The organism is Stieleria neptunia (assembly GCF_007754155.1).
GTDB lineage: Bacteria > Planctomycetota > Planctomycetia > Pirellulales > Pirellulaceae > Stieleria > Stieleria neptunia.
The window spans coordinates 8,587,481-8,604,146 of record NZ_CP037423.1 but is presented as its reverse complement, the minus strand read 5'-3'; the positions used below and the strand labels follow the sequence as shown (position 1 = coordinate 8,604,146).

Sequence of the window (16,666 nt, the reverse complement as noted above, 5' to 3'; positions counted from 1 at the left end):
ACCGTATGACTGAGCCGGAGAATCAAGACGACTTGCAGAGCCTCCGGCGGTTCAATGATGAGTTGGTCGAAACGGTTCAGTCACAACAGAAGACGATCGCACAACTTCGCGAAGAACTGAACCTGTACCGTCGCAAACTGTTTGGTCAATCCTCCGAGCGGCATGCCGAAGACGATTCGCAGTTGCATCTGTTCGATCTCGGCGAGTCGGTCAATGAAGGCGATGATGACGAGCAGGATCCGCCGAAGTCTCGCAAGAAGCGACGCCGTAAGAAGAAGTCCGAAAAACTACCGGCTCACTTGAGACGCAAGATCATCGAGGCGGACGTCTCGTCCAAAGAGCGAATGTGTTCTTGCTGTGGCGAAGAGATGCCCATCATTGGCACGGACATCAGCGAGCGGCTCGATCTGATTCCGGCGGAACTCTTCGTTTGGGAAATCCGTCGTCATAAGCGTGCCTGTGGCAAGTGCAGAGAGTCGATCGCGCAGGTTCCCGCCGGCAGCGAGCCCGGTGGACCGACCACGCCGGTTGCCGGCAGTGATTATGGCTTTGGCGTTTACACGCAAATCATCACCAACAAGTTTGCCGACCATTTGCCACTGTATCGAGGTGAAGATATCTTCGCCCGCGCAGGCGTGATGATCCCGAGAAACACGCAGTTTGGGATGCTTGTGAACATCGCGGCACTCGTCGCACCGCTGATCGCCTTGATGAAATCGCGAATCGTTTCGGGCCGCGTACTGGGCGTCGATGACACGTCGGTGCGGCTGCAAGATCCTGCCTTGCCCGGCAAGATGCGAACGGCTCGCTTCTGGCTGTATCGTGGCCGCGAAGACCATCCGTACAACGTGTTCGACTTTACCGAGAGTCGTGGGCGCGACGGTCCGGCGGGATTCTTGAAGGATTTTCACGGCCACGCGGTGGTCGACGCCTATGGAGTTCACGAGGGAGTCTACCTGGGGAAACACGATCAGATCTTTGCCGCGTGTTGTAACTGTCACGCTCGGAGGAAGTTCGTCGAAGCAAAGCCGAACGATCCGGTGGCCGCTGCGCGTGCGCTTGCGATGTACCGAGGACTTTATGACGTCGAGGATCGCGCAAAGCAGTGTAGTGCCGACGAGCGTCTTGAGCTTCGCCAGCTTGAATCGGCCCCGTTGATGAACCAACTCCATGACTGGTTGATCGAGAAGAGCAGCGATCCGCGAGTGTTGCCCAAGAGTTCGCTTGGCAAGGCCGTCAGGTACTCGCTGAATCAGTGGGACGAGTTAACGGTGTTTCTAGGCGATGGAGCGATTCCGTTTGACAACAACCAAACAGAGAACGAGCTTCGGAGCCTGACGATCGGTCGTCAGAACTGGTTGTTCGTCGGCTCCAATCGCGGTGGCGAAGTAGCCGCTGCGATGTACAGCTTGGTATCATCGGCGGCGCGGCATCATCTCGATGCTTGGGCTTACGTGGACGATTGCCTTCGCAAGCTTGCCGGTGGCTCGACGGACTACGAAGCGTTGCTTCCGGATGTTTGGCGAGGCCGCCATCCCGAGAGCATTCGAGTGTATCGTGATGCCGAGCAGGCGTCGCGACGATTGACAACTCAGCAACGCCGCGTGCGTCGGCGCGAAGCCAAGGTGGCGTGATGTCGGACTTGACCGAGCGAATCCAATTGACGCGTGAACATCGCGACTTGATCCTGAAGTACGGCTACGTGTCAGGCCGTTTGGAGGCGTCGCTTCGTCGTTGGCCGAAGGATCAACTGCTTCGCCGAGTTGGGATGACTCGGGTGGAACTGCACCTGCTGATCGGCGACCTGAGCCACTCGTGCGTCAAGGGCAAAGCGGGTTCCGATGTTGAAGCGGTCGCTGACCTGTGCGACCACCTGGAGTACGCCCAACGCACCGGGGATGGCGATCTCGACATTCTATGGTGACATCAGATCGGCTCCCTGCCATTTGAACCGCCCAAGTGGAAGATGCGTCGGCGTGCAAAGCTATCGCCAGCTTCGTGAATCGACTGGCCGTAGTTGATCAGCGATGGCAAAGCGGCAGCGTCTTGATCTCCCGTGGCACATGGCAGATCGAAGAACGCCTGGCCGACATGACTTGCGAGGTGTGATCAAGCGGCTCTTTTTCTTTCAGCAAAAGATCGAATCCGTTGACCGCACTTCGCGCGATTGCTTGGGAGTCGAGCGGAAACAGAACTCAGAGACATCCCAACGAGATCAAAACGCAGTATCCGCGGCAGCGCCGATGACCTGCGTGCTGGAGACGTTTGAAGCTGCCGCGGTAGCATCGGTTAGGCCACAAACACAAAGCGTGATTTTGGACTGCAGTGGCGATCAAGGTCTCCGGCGTTTTTGCGTTGGTCACGAATCCCGAAATGTTGATACGCCGACACCGCCACCGCGGTCAATTCGCCACAATGGCCCGATGGATCTTCGGATTGGTGAAAAGCAGTCGCCGGCCGCCCGAGCCACGAAGCGACACCTGGGCAGATAGAACGCTTACCCCACCGGCAAAAGGAGCGTGAAGCTGACAACATCCGTCGAGAGCGAGATCGGCTTCGCCGCCGCCTCGCCCGCCTGGATCAGTAGCTGGCACTGCAAGGCAGTATTCAGGACTGTCTTTCGATAAAAGGAAAACCGACGCAGGACACACCTCGCGCGTCACGAGGGAGTCACGCGCCTGCTAAGCCCGCGTTGGGCCCCATGAGACAAGACGCTTGTCCCGGCGGATCGCGGATCATCTACGGCCAGTGGATCCAAGAATCGGGCGATAGCTCTTTCCCTGAAACATGGCCACGGCGTCGCCCCGCTGGCCCACCTAACCCATGGTGCTCCTGGGCGCTTACGTTCATTTTGCAATTTGCAATGAGTGCTCCGCGAGAATGGGCGATTGCAAATTGCAAATTGATCATTTCAAAATGCCAATTTGAGATCATGCGGTGCCAAAGCCGGGGAACATCAGCGATGTCAATCGACGTCGTCACGCAAAAGCCCGAAGTGGCTCGTTCCGTTCCCTCATCAATAGCAAATTTGCAATGTTCATTTTGCAATTTGCAATGAAGGCTCCGCGAGAATGGGCGATTGTAAATTGCAAATTGATCATTTCAAAATGCCAATTTGAGATCATGCGGTGCCAAAGCCGGGGAAGATCAGCAATGTCAATCGACGTCGTCACACAAAATCCCGAAGCTGCTCGTTCCGTTCCCTCATCAATAGAAAATTTGCAATGTTCATTTTGCAATTTGCAATATCAAGGCCTCAGTCCCGCCTGGTCCGCGGCGTCTTCGAGGAAGTAGTTGATGTCGGCGTGCTTGTCCGCGTGCAGGATCTCGTAGGCGTGGGCTGCGCTGCGGGCATGGTAGAGTTGCTCGACGAGGTTGGCATCGCGGGTGATGGCCGTCGCGAAGGCGGAGAGCACCTGCAGGTGGCGGCTGCGTTCCAGTTCCGGTGTTGCCAGCAGCAACACGGCGTGGACGCGACGGTCGTCGAACGTGTCAAATTGCAGTCCTTCCGCGCTCAACCCCAAAACGCCACGGATCTCGTCGCCTTCGCCATCGTCCAGGATCGCGTGGGGGATCATCAGTCCTTGTCCCAAGTAGGTCGACAGCTCGGCATCACGGGCCAGCACGCGTGCAATAAAATCTTCCTGTGGGAGTTGCATCTTGGAGGTCGCATAAAGCTGTGACGCGAGTTGTCGAATGGTCGCTTCGCGATCGCCTCCGGTCAGCCCGATCGTAATCCGCTGCTCCTGCAGGAAGTCCAGTAGCCGGGGGCGGTCTTTGTGGTCTTCGCCCGATCGGACAAGTGCGAATCGTGTTGCACTCGGTCCGAGCAGCTGGTTGATCGCCAGTGCTGACAGTCCGACCGTGTTGACGACCGTTCGGACCTCGTCGCTGAATCCCGAGTTTTCACCCGTCACCAGCAGGATCAGGCCGACCGCGACGCCGCCGTGTGGCAGCAGTGCGATGCCGAGGTAGCCGCGGACGTTGTCGGTCACCCCGGACAACGACATCGCGGAAAAGGCGCTGACGCATTTGCCGATCAATCTCGCGGTGAAATACAGTCCGACCAATGCGGCCGCGCTGGGAACCAAGCCGAAATCCAGTCGCATGCCGGCAAACGTAAAGAACAGGGCGAACAGCGCGCCGCCGATGGTTTGCAAGTAGGCTTCGCCCGAACGCACCAGGTCGTGCTGGAAATTGGTCAGCACGATGCCCGCGAAGGTGCATGCCAGGATTCCTCCGGAAGTGCCGAAACCGGCCGCCAGTCCCCATGAACCCAGCACCGCGGCGACGATCGTCGGCCCCAAAAACGCCGGGCTGACAACCGTGCGCGTCAAAATGATCGCGATCAGCGCACAGCCGCCGCCGATGACCAGTGTCACCCCAAACTGAACGAACACACTTTGCAACGAGTGTGTCCAGCCGGCCTGATCGCCCAAGAACGTGGTGATGAAGACGAACACGGCGACGGCGACCATGTCAATCAAGCCGATCGCAGCGAGCAAGGTGCGGGTGAGGATGCCCCGTGCCCGAGCTTCTTGAATCACCAAGACCGTTGTTCCCGGTGCCCCCGCGATCGCGATCGCCGCCAACAGCAGTGCCGGCTGAGTGGTCATCACGTCGCCGCCAGGGACCAGTGGCCCGGCAAAATAAAGCAAGGCACCGACCAATACCGGCGTGATCAACGTCTCGCACAGCAATAACAGCCCGATGCGTTTGCCGGTGTTGCGTAGACTGGCAAAATAGAGCGTTGCCCCCACCGTGAATGCAATGAACCCCAGCACGAAGTGCATGTAGGGCAAAAAGCGATCCAGGGCTTTGGGATCCACCCCCGTGTCCATGCCCGGCAGGGCGATCCAGCGGAGCAGAATGCCCGTCGCGATCCATCCTGTCACCTTCGGCAGTCGGAGGAGGGCGAACAGTTCGCCGCCGATGATTCCGGTCACCAAGACCGTTGCCATATTCAGCAGCGGATCTTCCAGGTGAAGGTTTACCGAAGCGTGAAACATTTGAGGTGTCCTCGCCGATGTAGTTCAGGACGGACGCCCGCCAACAGTAAGAAAAGCCGATCAATCAACAAACAAAGTTTTGATGGCACCGCATGTTTCACAGCAGGTGGATCCTTTCGCGGCATCGCCGATTCAGCCGCCGATTCAGTCTCGGTGCGACACTACTTTAAAGCCTTCGGGTGTCAACCGATACCGTACTACGTCGGCACGGATCCGGCGGTCTCGTTCACGTTTCCCCCCCTCGGGAGTCGAATGGTGGCGGATGGATCCGGTGCCCGATTAGATTGGTAGACGGTCCCTTGCGTTGCCAGCGATCGAATCGAAACGGAGGACGGCGGGGCATGGCGATTACCATCAAACCAACTGAAATCGCAGACATCGACGCGATCTTCGCTCTGCGAAATGACCCCGATGTGCTGCGACATCAGTACCAGCCCCGGAAAGGCGAGACGCCCGCGTCGTTCGAAAAAAAACTGGCCGGTCAGCCCAATGTCCTGGGCATCTCCTTTCGTTGCACGTCGATCTTTGACGACGGCGTTTTGGTCGGGCACGTGATGCAGCATTTTGGTCCGGGGGCGGAGGGAAGACGCCGTTCCTGTGACTGTGGATGGAACCTTGCCAAGTCGCATTGGGGCCAGGGGGTGATGCCCCGGGCGCTCACTCAATTGTTCGCCCAGCTGTTTGACGAAGATCCCAAGCTGGTCGTTTTCGCGTCGTGCTTTGAATCCAATCATCGTTCGCGCAGGGTGATCGAAAAACTGGGGTTTCAGCCTGACCGAATGCACTGGATGGTTTGGTTGACCCATCTGGTTCGCAGCCATGGGCGACGGATCGAACAATATCGGCTGGATCGGCTACGGTATCGCAGGGCGGTTGAGCGAATGGCCCCGCCGAACGAGTCTCAAGGATGAGCACATCGTCTATGCTCCCAGCTTGCGCGTTCTTAGAAACCCTGGGTGTGGCAAGCAAGGTGCGTACCCCACTTGATCCCCAACGGTTCCAGCATTGGCGAACACGATCCGCGAGAATGAGTATCCCGGAGGGATACCAGCGAGTAGCCGGAGGTCAGCGCAGCGACACCTCCGGGAAGCGCGTCCCGCAATCCCCTCGACCCCGGACGGGGTCGCAGCGAATCCATCCGCCGGCGGCGGTGCGGCAGTCTGCGTTCGTAAAGGATTTGATTGGTGAGCTTGAGTGTGCGGGCTGGCCGGGAACGAGGGCGCCGACGTCATTTGCTTCGACACCCTTCGGGGGCGCGTCTGACGGGGGACCGGATGTCCGGAGGTGTCGCTTCGCTCACCTCCGGCTACTGGCTTGGACCCCGTCGGGGTCCTGCCGCACACTTTGGCGTCGAAGGTGGTGGCGGAACGGCGCGAGCCTTTTGGGGCCAGCCGAAGGTGCGCAAACGCAAACAAGAGGGCTTGATCGCGTCCTTGCTGTAACGCAAAAAAAGCGGAGCCGGTTCACGGCTCCGCTTTTCGCAGGTTTCAATTTGGGCCCGATCGATCCCGATCGAGCCTTCGCGGGCTGGATCAGCCGCCGGTCGGGAACAGTGGGCCTTCGCCGCTTCCCAGGCCACCCTTCAGGTCGCCTTCTTGGGACGGCATGCTGCCGGTTTCGGCGGCTTCGGCTTCCGCTGCGGCGCGTTCTTGCTCTTCGCCCCAGTCCACTCGTTTGAGCGACAGGCCGATCTTCCGCTCGTCGGTGTCGACACGCAGCACCTTGACTTCGATCTCGTCGCCGACCTTGACGACTTCTTCGGGGTTCTCGACCTTGTGCTCGGCCAGCTCGCTGATGTGCAGCAAGCCTTCCAAGCCGTCTTCGAGACCGATGAAGACACCGAAGTTGGTGATCTTGGTGACGTTGCCTTTGACCAGTTGGCCGGGCTGATACTTGTCCGGAATGTCGCCGTCCCAGGGGTCGTTATCGAGCTGTTTGAGTCCCAGTGCGATCCGGCGACGTTGTTCGTCGACGCTCAGCACGCGGCATTGCAGCTCTTGGCCTTTTTCCAGCAGTTCGCTGGGGTGACCGATCTTGCGGGTCCAGGACATGTCGCTGACGTGCAGCAGCCCGTCGATGCCTTCTTCCAATTCGATGAAGGCACCGTAGTTGGTCAGGTTGCGGACCTTGCCGGTCACGTCGGTACCCTCGGGGTAACGTTCCAGGACGTCGTCCCAGGGGTTCTTTTGGGTTTGCTTCATGCCCAGCGACAATTGTTGGCCTTCCGGGTCGACGCCCAAGATCTTGACTTCGATCTTGTCGCCGATGTTGACCAGTTCGCTGGGGTGGTTGACCCGTTTGGTCCAGCTCATTTCGCTGATGTGCACCAGGCCTTCGATGCCCGGTTCCAGTTTGACGAACGCACCGTAGCTCATCACGTTGACGACTTCGCCGTCGTGGTTGGAATCGACCGGGTACTTCTCTTCGATGTTTTCCCACGGGTTGCGATCTTTCTGCTTCAGTCCGAGCGCGATCTTTTGTTTTTCGCGATCGATGTGCAGCACCTTGACTTCGATTTCTTGGTCGATCGACACCATTTCGGTGGGGTGCGAGATTCGTTCCCAGGCCATGTCGGTGATGTGCAGCAGGCCGTCGATTCCGCCCAGGTCGACGAACGCACCGAAGTCGGCGATGTTCTTGACGATCCCCTTGCGGATCTGGCCGACCTCGAGTTCTTGCATCAAGTACGCGCGGTCTTCTTCGCGTTGGTTTTCGATCAGCGAGCGTCGGCTGATGACGATGTTGCGACGGGTGTCGTCGATCTTCAGCACTTCGGCTTGGATCACGCGGCCGATGAAATCGCCGATGTCGCCGGGGCGTCGGATGTCGACTTGGCTGCCCGGCAAGAAGACGTTGACGCCGATGTCGACCAGCAAACCGCCTTTGATCTTTCGGATCACGGTACCGGTGACGACCTGGCCTTCGCCGATCTTCTTGATGATGTGTTCCCACTCGATGATCTTTTCCGCTTTGCTCTTGCTCAGCGCGATCATGCCGTAGGGGTCGTCGGCGGCTCCGTAGTTGTCTTCCATTTCCTCGATGAGGACCTGGACCATGTCGCCGACGGCGGGTTTCGCTTCGTCGGGGCCCCATTCGTTCAGGTTGACCGTGCCTTCGCTCTTGAAGCCGACATCGATCAGGGCCCATTCGTCGTTGATCTCGACGATTTTGCCGTCAACGATTCGCCCTTGGGCGTAATCTTGCTGCTCGGCGTGCTGCAGGAAATCGAGCAGCCAATCCTCCGTCTCCTCCTCTGGCGCCATCACGGCCAGATCGTTGAGCATGTCGTCGTCTTCGAGGGAACGGATCAGATTGCGGTTGACCATGAATTTTTCCGATTCGGAATCCGTCAATGAGTCCAGGAGATGCCGGCGTTCCGAACGTGCTGGTCCGGTGGGAAGGCGGCGAAACTCACGCCGTGGCAAAAGACTCTTCTGCCGTCAAACGTCCCGCAAGTGAAAGGCGGTCTGGGATTCGCGGGCGACAGATTCGTGGGTTGGAGGAATGAAATAACATCCGCTGCGGACGCCGCCCCTAATTGATGAAGGTCACGACGCATGCTGGTGATCAAAGCTGGCGAACAGCCCGTGGTTCACGGGCGCACGGTCACTCGCACCAGGCGCAGGGTCGGGCAACATGCCCGAAATATGGTAGCGCGGAAGATTACCAGACCCCGGGGACCCCCACAACAGCATTTTTCGGTATTCCCGGGCGTTCTGCCGAGATCCCGGGCGGCAGGCCCGTGGCGATCAGCCTTCGGCGATGTTCACGAACACCTTCAACGCGTCCTTGTCTTCCACCAGCAATCGCATCATTTCGTCGTAGTGGTCCATGCCGTCGACCGGATGCGTCAGGATTTTGTCCAGCACCCCGGGGAACATCATGTCGCCGAGCGCCAGGTCTCGGATGCCGCTTTCGAAGTGGGTGCGGTTGGCGTTGACGCTGCCCAACAGCAGTTTGTTGCCGAGCACCCAGTTCAGGTTGACGCTGTCGGAGGGGATTTCGATGTTTTCGTCGCCCCCGGTGATGCTGGTCCAAACGACCACGCCGTTGTGGCCGACGTATTGCATCGCGTCAAAGGCGAGCTTGCTGCTGCCTGTCGCGTCGACAATCAGGTCCGGTTTGCCCGTTTGCGCCGCGAGCTCTTCGACCGTTTTTTCACGTGTGCTGACGTAGGTCGCTTCCATCCCGGTGACAATTTCGCTCTTTAGGTTTGGCGCTTCACCTCGCGCGATCGTGTAAACCTCTAAACCGCGAAGCCGCAGGATCAGCGTCGTCAGCAATCCGATTTGCCCCGATCCGAGCACGTAGGCCAGTTTGGGCCGCCAGACCTTCATGCGGTGCTGAGCCTCATAGGCTTGCTGGACCGCTTTGGCGGCACAGCTCATCGGTTCTTGCAGCACGTGCAAGTGTTTGAGCCCCTCGGGAACACGGACGATGTACTCCTCTTCGTCGGCGAACTTTTCCGTCATGAAGCCGTGCCGCAAGTTGATGCCACGCTCGTAGTACGTCTCCTCGCTGGTCATGTCGTTCGTCCCGATCACGTCATAGATCGAGCTGCCGGGACGGCGAACCGTCGCGGTCACGTAGTCGCCCGGTTTGACGCGACGCACGTTGGGGCCGACCGCCTCGACGATTCCGAAGGACTCGTGGCCGATCACCAGGTAGTCATCGCCCTGGGGCGCATTGCCGTACAACGCCTCGTTGATCTCGCGGTCGGTGGCGTCCACCCCGACCTTCAGCGTTTTGACAAGCACCCCTTTCCCGTCGGGGAATTGCTCCAGGGATGGTTCTTCGATTTCGGTCAGGTGAACGCTATTGGGGGTGCCCGGGGTAACCGCGACAGCTTTCATCGTTTTTGGCTCGGGGGGAGAGTCATTCGTCAAGTTGTGGGCCGTCGGCAGGAAGGTGGCCTTCGGCGGACGCGGAATCGTACCAATCGGACGGATCGGTGTTCAGGGGGCGCGGGGCATCGGTGTCAGACGCTCAGCAGACGAAAATCCTCCTGACGATTCCGGTGGTGCGCTGAGGCGACCACCGGCTACTTGCTGCAACCCCTCTCGGCAACGCTGTGAAGCATTTTTTAGCGGCAGGGCGCAAGCGGGCTGTCGTTTTAGTCGGGATCTGCTGAGTTTAGTCGGGATCTGCTGAGTCAATGGTGAGCCGCTGGCCGTAAGGCCTCGGGCAGCCTTGCAGTGCCCGGCCGCTTACGCGTCGCGGCTCACGAAAACGACAGCCCGCAAGCCCTCCGGTGTTTTGGCAAAGATGAAGGACCGGAGGGCTCGCGCCCTGCCGCTAAAACCTCAAGAAACACATGGGAAAATGCTTCACAGCACTACCCTTTCGGGGTGGTGCCTGCACCGCAGGCGGATTGGGCCCGCCGTTTCGCGGCGTGGCGGCAGGCTAACGGCGTGGACGTTGCCGTTGACGCGGTGCTGGGGAGATTCTGACTTTCTTTTTTAGCAACGATGGTTGTCAAAAATCGGTTGTGCTGTAACAGTAGGGGTGTCGTGTTTCTGTTTTCCCCTCCCTCGAAAAGGCCCCGCGATGAAATCTGAGCCGCACCCGGAAAGCGGACCGATCCGCTCGGTCGATCGCGAATTGTTGCTGGCGATGCGCAGCGGCGAGCTGATCGGAATTGGGGAGTTGACGGAAAAACTGGACGTCACGGCGACCGCCGTTCGGCAGCGGATCGAGCGGTTGCTCGCTCGCGGGCTGATCGAACGCGAAAAGGTCGTCGCCGGCCGCGGTCGGCCCACGTATCGCTATCGGATCACCGACCAAGGCAAGCGGATCAATACGGCGGATTCAACCGAGTTGGCCGAAGCGATGTGGCAGGAAATGCTGTCGATCGAGGACCGTGAGTTGAGAAGCCGGATGCTCAGCAGCGTGGCGACTCGGCTCGGTCGCGAATACGCGGCTCAGCTTGACGAGAACGCGCCGCTGGAAGAACGCATGCGAGTTTTGTCGCGGTTGCTGTCGTCGCGTCGCGTGGTCAGCGATGTGAATTCGGCGGGCGACCTGCCGGTTTTGGACATCAACGCCTGTCCCTACCCGACGTTGGCCGACGGCAGCGAAGACCACACGATGTGTCACCTGGAGGAACAGGTCCTCTCGGAAGCACTTGGCAAACCGGTACAGCTCAGTCAGTGTCGTCTCGATGGCGACTCGTGTTGCCAGTTTTCACCCGCTGCGAACGTCACCTCCGACGGCACCACGACCTGACCCCAGTATTACACAAGCATTCAATCACCCTTCACCACCCACCATTGCAACGATAGACATGACTCACGTTCTGAAAATTGAAGACCTGCACGTGTCGGTCGGCGACAAACCGATCCTCCGGGGCGTCAACCTGACCCTCAATCACGGCGAAACCCATGCGCTGATGGGCCCCAACGGCAGCGGCAAAAGCACGCTGGGTTTGGCGATCATGGGGCACCCCGGATACGAAGTCACGTCCGGTTCGATCACGCTCGATGGGAAAGACGTGTTGGAGATGGCACCCGACGAGCGGGCTCGCGCGGGGATCTTCATGGCGTTCCAACGGCCGATGGCGATCCCCGGTGTGAAGATGGCGGACTTCTTGCGTCACGCGACCACCAATGTTCGTCGTCCCGATCGAAAAGAAGGCGAGGAGCTGATTCCGATGCGTGAGTTCCGCAAGGAGCTTCGCGAAAAGATGGAACATTTGCGGATGGACAGCGAGTTTGCCCGCCGCTACGTCAACGACGGTTTCTCCGGCGGCGAAATGAAACGCGCCGAGATCCTGCAACTGGCGATGTTGCAACCCAAGTTCGCGGTCTTGGATGAAACCGATTCGGGCCTGGATGCGGACGCCGTCCGATTGGCCAGCGAGTCGATCGCGGACATCGGCCACCAGAAAATGGGACTGCTGATCATCACCCACCACGACAAATTGCTCGAGCACAATCCGCCGGAATTCACGCACGTCATGCTGGGTGGGCGGTTGGTCGAAACCGGTGGCAAAGAACTCGCCGAAGAGCTGCATCAACACGGCTACGACCGGATCCGAAAGGCCTATCCGGATGCCGAAGCGTTGAACCAAAAATTGCTGGCCGAGGAAGCCGAAGAAGCGCTGGCTTGATTGAAGGCGGGCACTGACCAAGAAGACCCGGCACCCTGAAACTTACGAATCACTACCATCTCCATTTTGGAGCATTGATATGTCAACCGACGCACCTGCCGAACCCAAGTCCGAAATCGGCGAAATCAACAAGTACAATTTTCGCACCGAGACCACCGGCGTCTTCAAGGCAAAAAAGGGGATCAATCGGGAAATCGTCAACCAGATCTCCGATATCAAGAACGAACCGGATTGGATGCGAGAGTTCCGGCTCCGGTCTCTCGATATCTTTGAATCCAAGCCGATGCCCAAGTGGGGCGGTTCGATCGATATCGATTTCCAGGACATCTTTTATTATCTCAAGCCGACCGATCACCAGGGAAAGACCTGGGATGACGTGCCGCAGGAGATCAAGGACACGTTCGACAAGCTGGGGATTCCGGAAGCGGAAAAGAAGTTCTTGGCCGGCGTGAAAGCTCAATTCGAAAGCGAGGTCGTTTACGGATCGCTGGAAGAGGACTTGGCGAAGAAAGGGGTGATCTTTACCGATACCGACACCGCGGTTCGGGAACATCCCGAGCTGCTGCGTGAGTACTTCGGCAAGATCATTCCGCCGGAAGACAACAAATTCGCCGCGCTCAACAGTGCGGTCTGGTCCGGCGGGTCGTTCATCTACATCCCCAAGGGCGTCTCGATTGATTTTCCGCTGCAGGCCTATTTCCGGATCAATGCGGAGAGCATGGGGCAGTTCGAGCGCACGCTGATCTTGGTCGATGAAGGTGCCAACGTGCACTATGTCGAAGGCTGCACGGCGCCGATGTACAGCACCGAGTCGTTGCACAGTGCGGTCGTCGAGGTCGTCGTCAAACGCAACGCACGTTGTCGTTACACGACCATCCAGAACTGGGCCAACAACATTTACAACCTGGTCACCAAACGGGCCTACGCCTACGGCGACGCGACGATGGAATGGGTCGACGGCAACTTGGGCAGCAAGTTGACGATGAAGTACCCCGCGGTGCACATGATGGAGCCCGGTGCACGTGGCGAGATCCTGTCGATTGCGTTCTCCAGCGCCGGTCAACACCAAGACGCCGGTGCAAAATTGGTGCACGAAGCGCCCAACACGACCGGTCAAATCATCAGCAAGAGCATCAGCAAGAACGGCGGACGCAGCAGCTACCGCGGTCTGGTTTCGGTGCATCCCGGTGCCCACAACAGCAAGAACAACGTCGTCTGTGACGCGCTGATCTTGGACGCGGAAAGCCGCAGCGACACCTACCCGTACATCGAGGTGAGTGAGCAGGATGTTCAGATCGGTCACGAGGCCAGTGTGTCTCGGATCGGTGAAGAGCAGATGTTCTACTTGCTCTCGCGGGGACTGACTGAGCAGGAAGCGAGCACGATGATCGTCAACGGATTCATCGAGCCCTTGGTCAAGGAGCTGCCGATGGAATATGCGATCGAAATGAACCGGCTGATCCAACTGCAAATGGAAGGCAGCGTCGGATAGCGTCGGCGCGGGATAGGCTTCCAGGCTCGTCATCCCCGCAACGTGGGATAGGCTTCCAGCCTGTCTTGACCTCGTTCCCAGGCTCCCGCCTGGGAACGCTCTGAACCGCAGGCTCCGCCTGCACCCCAATAAGCACCTCGGGCCGGCAGCCAAGTCGCCCCCATTGAATCAATACCAAGCAAACGAATTTCCATGTCACAAACCATCACACACGCTTTTGATGCCGCCGGGTTTGACGCCTTGCTTGCCAGCCAGTCCGAGCCGGATTGGTTGACGACGTTGCGTCGCGAAGCGTTTGAACACGCCGAGGCGATGAGTTGGCCCGAGCGTCGCCACGAAGAGTGGATTCGAACCGACATCCGCACCTTCCAGCTCGGCAAATTTGGGTTGCCCGTGCTGGATCCGGCCGACTGTGATCTGGCCGAAACCGAGCGGCTGCACCAGTTGGTCGAAGGTGTCGCGTTGGGCGGCCGGATCGAGACCGTCGACGGTTGCATCACGAAGGAGTCGCTGGATGAAGATTTGGCGGCCAAGGGTGTCGTCTTCGGCAGCCTTTCAAAATTGGCCCAGTCGCACCCCGAACTCGTTCGTCCGTACTTGTTCACGGCCTTTGATTCCGATCACGACAAATTTGCCGCGCTGCATGCGGCGTTCATGTCCGGCGGGCAGTTCCTGTACGTGCCCCGCGGTGTGGTCGTCGATCGTCCGCTGCACATCGGGTCGATTTTGACCGACGGCGGCACCGACACGACGCACACGCTGGTGGTCCTGGAGGATGGTGCCGAAGCCACCTTGCTGCACGAGTCCAACAGCACCGACGCGGGTGGTGCCGGGCTGCATCTGGGGTCGATCGAGTTGGTGCAGAAACCGGGATCGAACCTTCGTTACGTCAATCTGCAGGAGTGGGGGCACAAGACCTACCATTTCGCCCAGCAAAAAGCGGTGGTCGACCGCGATTGCTCGCTGCAGTGGACGATCGCGGCGATGGGATCGTCGCTTTCCAAAGTCAACCAGTCGGTCGATCTGGTCGGTGCGGGGGCCCACAGCCAAGTCAACGGCGTGATGTTCACCGAAGGCCGCCAGCATCTGGCCTACCACACCCTGCAGCACCACAAGGCGGAGAGCTGCCGAAGCGATTTCCTGTACAAGGCGGCCCAGCAGGACAAGAGTCGCACCGTCTGGCGGGGGATGATCAAGGTCGATCCGGCGGCCCAAAAGACCGACGGGTACCAGCGAAATGACAATCTGGTGCTGTCCAACCACGCCCGGGCGGATTCCATCCCGGGATTGGAGATCGAAGCGGACGATGTCCGTTGCACCCACGGCAGCACGACGTCCAAAGTCGACGAGGATCAAATCTTCTATGCCCGTTGCCGCGGTTTTACTCGAAAGGAAGCAACCCGTATGATTGTGACCGGGTTCTTTCAGCAGATTTTCGACCGGATCACGATCGAAAGCGTGCGAGAAGCCCTCGGAGCGGCCATCGCCCGACAAGTCCGAGAATACGAATAAGAATTTAGTTTCAAGTTTCAAGTTCCGTGTTTCATGTTCCAGCATGAGACCCCACAGATTGAAACCTGAAACTTGAAACCTGAAACTTGGAACCTAAAACCCGAAACCTAAATCGCCCGGAAAGAAGACATGGCACTTGCCGAAGACAAGGTTCGCGAATCGCTCAAGCAGGTGATCGATCCCGAGTTATACGTTAACATTGTGGACCTGGGGCTGATCTATGTCGTCGCGATCGGCGACGAGAAGGAAGACGGGCGTCACGACGTGACGATCGAGATGACGATGACCAGTCCGATGTGTCCCGCGGGGCCACAATTGGTTGCCGGGACGAAAGCGGCTGCCGAGGAACTTGAGGAAGTGGATGCGTGTGAAGTCAAGGTTGTGATGGAACCGGCGTGGTCGCCGGACCGGATGACGGACGAAGCACGTGATCATTTGGGCATTTTTTAAGGGATTGTGACTTGAAGGTTTTCGTCGGAGAATACATCTGCGGCGGCGGCGTCGCGGATCAGGCGATCGACCAGATCCCGCCTTCTTTGCGGAAGGAAGGGGAGGCGATGCTTCGCGCTTTGGTGGAAGACCTTTCGGCGTTCTCTGAAACGACGGTCATCCTCGAAGACCGTTTCGAAGTTTCGGTCAACGCCACGCAGACCGTTGCCTTTGATGCCGAGCGTCCGCTCTGGGCGCAGTGGGTTGCCGCCGCCAAGGATTGTGACGCGGCCTTGATCATCGCGCCGGAAAGTGACGGCTTGCTGGCCAAGGGGGTGGCATCGTTGCGCAGCAGTGGCGTCGAGGTGATCGCCGGCAGCGGTGATTTTCTTCGCGTGGCCAGCGATAAACTGCTGACCGCCCAGGTGTTGCACAGTTCCGGTGTCGCGCATCCGCCCTACATCGCCGTCGGTGACGAACGGATGGTGGGCGTGGTGGCCGGCTGCGATCGATTTGTCGTCAAACCGCGCGACGGTTGCGGCACGCTCGCGATCGCGACCTTCGACGATTTTCGCGAAGCCCGCAAAACACTCAATAAAAGTTTGCTAATGCAAGGCTGGGTCCCCGGCCGCAGCATCTCAATCTCACTGCTTTCCTCTGGCAACTACCAGACGTTCCTGCCGGCGGTGTCCCAACAGATCAGCGACGGGATGTGTGAGTACGTCGGCGGTTGCGGACCGCTGAACAACAACGCCCAGCGGCGTGCCACCGCGTTGGCCGCCAGAGCGATCGCCGCGATGCCGCCGACCGCGCGCGGCTTCGTCGGCCTGGATTTGATCTTGGGCGAAACGCCCAGCGACGACTACATCATCGAAATCAATCCCCGGCTGACGACTTCATACGTCGGTTTGCGGGAGATGATTCATGGCAATCTCGCCGCGCGACTGTTCGACATCGAAACCGGGCCGGTCAGTTGCAAGGCCAGCGTGAACTCGGTCCATTGGACGGCCGACGGCAGAGTGAAAATCGACTCGCCGCAGACGGTGTGATTTGTGGGATAGGCTTCCAGGCTTGTCGCTGCTGAAATGACGAGCCTGGAAGCCTATCCCACTCGTT

12 protein-coding genes are annotated in these 16,666 nt (G+C 58.9%); 9 read left to right on the top strand and 3 right to left on the bottom strand.

Translation table 11 applies throughout. The features are described from left to right. The first annotated feature begins 5 nt into the window (after positions 1–5). Entirely contained in the window at positions 6–1,634 is a 1,629-nt protein-coding gene (tnpC, locus tag Enr13x_RS29960) for an IS66 family transposase (protein ID WP_145384478.1), read from the top strand. After that, positions 1,634–1,924, top strand: a complete 291-nt coding sequence (locus Enr13x_RS29955) for a hypothetical protein (protein ID WP_145384479.1) — start codon at positions 1,634–1,636, stop codon at positions 1,922–1,924. The genes tnpC and Enr13x_RS29955 overlap by 1 nt, the downstream gene beginning before the upstream one ends. Before the next feature lie 1,324 nt (positions 1,925–3,248). Here Enr13x_RS29955 and Enr13x_RS29950 read toward each other — a convergent pair. Further along, complete coding sequence (locus tag Enr13x_RS29950) at positions 3,249–4,961, bottom strand: cation:proton antiporter domain-containing protein (protein ID WP_145392764.1); 1,713 nt, start codon at positions 4,959–4,961, stop codon at positions 3,249–3,251. Positions 4,962–5,350: 389 nt separating this feature from the next. Here Enr13x_RS29950 and Enr13x_RS29945 point away from each other — a divergent pair, with 389 nt between their 5' ends. Then, on the top strand, positions 5,351–5,920 hold the full coding sequence (locus tag Enr13x_RS29945; protein ID WP_145390519.1) for a GNAT family N-acetyltransferase: 570 nt from the start codon (positions 5,351–5,353) through the stop codon (positions 5,918–5,920). Positions 5,921–6,541: 621 nt separating this feature from the next. Here the strand turns inward: Enr13x_RS29945 and Enr13x_RS29940 are convergent. Further along, positions 6,542–8,335: a 30S ribosomal protein S1 gene (locus Enr13x_RS29940; protein ID WP_145390517.1), complete on the bottom strand. Its 1,794-nt coding sequence runs from the start codon at positions 8,333–8,335 to the stop codon at positions 6,542–6,544. A 423-nt stretch (positions 8,336–8,758) separates the two neighbouring features. After that, positions 8,759–9,862, bottom strand: coding sequence for a glucose 1-dehydrogenase (locus tag Enr13x_RS29935; RefSeq protein ID WP_145390516.1), 1,104 nt, complete (start codon positions 9,860–9,862; stop codon positions 8,759–8,761). Between the two features lie 694 nt (positions 9,863–10,556). Between Enr13x_RS29935 and Enr13x_RS29930 the strand changes: the two genes are divergently transcribed. The 6 genes from Enr13x_RS29930 to Enr13x_RS29905 all read left to right on the top strand — a co-directional run bounded on the left by Enr13x_RS29930 (position 10,557) and on the right by Enr13x_RS29905 (position 16,599). Next, positions 10,557–11,234 (top strand): helix-turn-helix transcriptional regulator, encoded by a 678-nt coding sequence (locus Enr13x_RS29930; protein WP_145390514.1) that lies wholly within the window; start codon positions 10,557–10,559, stop codon positions 11,232–11,234. Between the two features lie 58 nt (positions 11,235–11,292). Continuing rightward, positions 11,293–12,117, top strand: a complete 825-nt coding sequence (sufC, locus tag Enr13x_RS29925; protein ID WP_145390512.1) for a Fe-S cluster assembly ATPase SufC — start codon at positions 11,293–11,295, stop codon at positions 12,115–12,117. 79 nt (positions 12,118–12,196) lie between these two features. Then, positions 12,197–13,609, top strand: coding sequence for a Fe-S cluster assembly protein SufB (sufB, locus tag Enr13x_RS29920; RefSeq protein WP_095736313.1), 1,413 nt, complete (start codon positions 12,197–12,199; stop codon positions 13,607–13,609). 192 nt (positions 13,610–13,801) lie between these two features. Then, positions 13,802–15,121 (top strand): Fe-S cluster assembly protein SufD, encoded by a 1,320-nt coding sequence (sufD, locus tag Enr13x_RS29915; protein ID WP_145390510.1) that lies wholly within the window; start codon positions 13,802–13,804, stop codon positions 15,119–15,121. Between the two features lie 129 nt (positions 15,122–15,250). Next, complete coding sequence (locus Enr13x_RS29910; RefSeq protein WP_145390507.1) at positions 15,251–15,571, top strand: metal-sulfur cluster assembly factor; 321 nt, start codon at positions 15,251–15,253, stop codon at positions 15,569–15,571. Positions 15,572–15,582: 11 nt separating this feature from the next. Then, positions 15,583–16,599 (top strand): ATP-grasp domain-containing protein, encoded by a 1,017-nt coding sequence (locus tag Enr13x_RS29905; protein ID WP_145390505.1) that lies wholly within the window; start codon positions 15,583–15,585, stop codon positions 16,597–16,599. Positions 16,600–16,666: the final 67 nt, after the last annotated feature.

What these genes read in the sequence shown, in the direction of transcription:
- tnpC (WP_145384478.1), top strand. Translation starts at nt 6, where the DNA reads ATGACTGAGCCGGAGAATCAAGACGACTTGCAGAGCCTCCGGCGGTTC.
- Enr13x_RS29955 (WP_145384479.1), top strand. Translation starts at nt 1,634, where the DNA reads ATGTCGGACTTGACCGAGCGAATCCAATTGACGCGTGAACATCGCGAC.
- Enr13x_RS29950 (WP_145392764.1), bottom strand. Translation starts at nt 4,961, where the DNA reads ATGGCAACGGTCTTGGTGACCGGAATCATCGGCGGCGAACTGTTCGCC.
- Enr13x_RS29945 (WP_145390519.1), top strand. Translation starts at nt 5,351, where the DNA reads ATGGCGATTACCATCAAACCAACTGAAATCGCAGACATCGACGCGATC.
- Enr13x_RS29940 (WP_145390517.1), bottom strand. Translation starts at nt 8,335, where the DNA reads ATGGTCAACCGCAATCTGATCCGTTCCCTCGAAGACGACGACATGCTC.
- Enr13x_RS29935 (WP_145390516.1), bottom strand. Translation starts at nt 9,862, where the DNA reads ATGAAAGCTGTCGCGGTTACCCCGGGCACCCCCAATAGCGTTCACCTG.
- Enr13x_RS29930 (WP_145390514.1), top strand. Translation starts at nt 10,557, where the DNA reads ATGAAATCTGAGCCGCACCCGGAAAGCGGACCGATCCGCTCGGTCGAT.
- sufC (WP_145390512.1), top strand. Translation starts at nt 11,293, where the DNA reads ATGACTCACGTTCTGAAAATTGAAGACCTGCACGTGTCGGTCGGCGAC.
- sufB (WP_095736313.1), top strand. Translation starts at nt 12,197, where the DNA reads ATGTCAACCGACGCACCTGCCGAACCCAAGTCCGAAATCGGCGAAATC.
- sufD (WP_145390510.1), top strand. Translation starts at nt 13,802, where the DNA reads ATGTCACAAACCATCACACACGCTTTTGATGCCGCCGGGTTTGACGCC.
- Enr13x_RS29910 (WP_145390507.1), top strand. Translation starts at nt 15,251, where the DNA reads ATGGCACTTGCCGAAGACAAGGTTCGCGAATCGCTCAAGCAGGTGATC.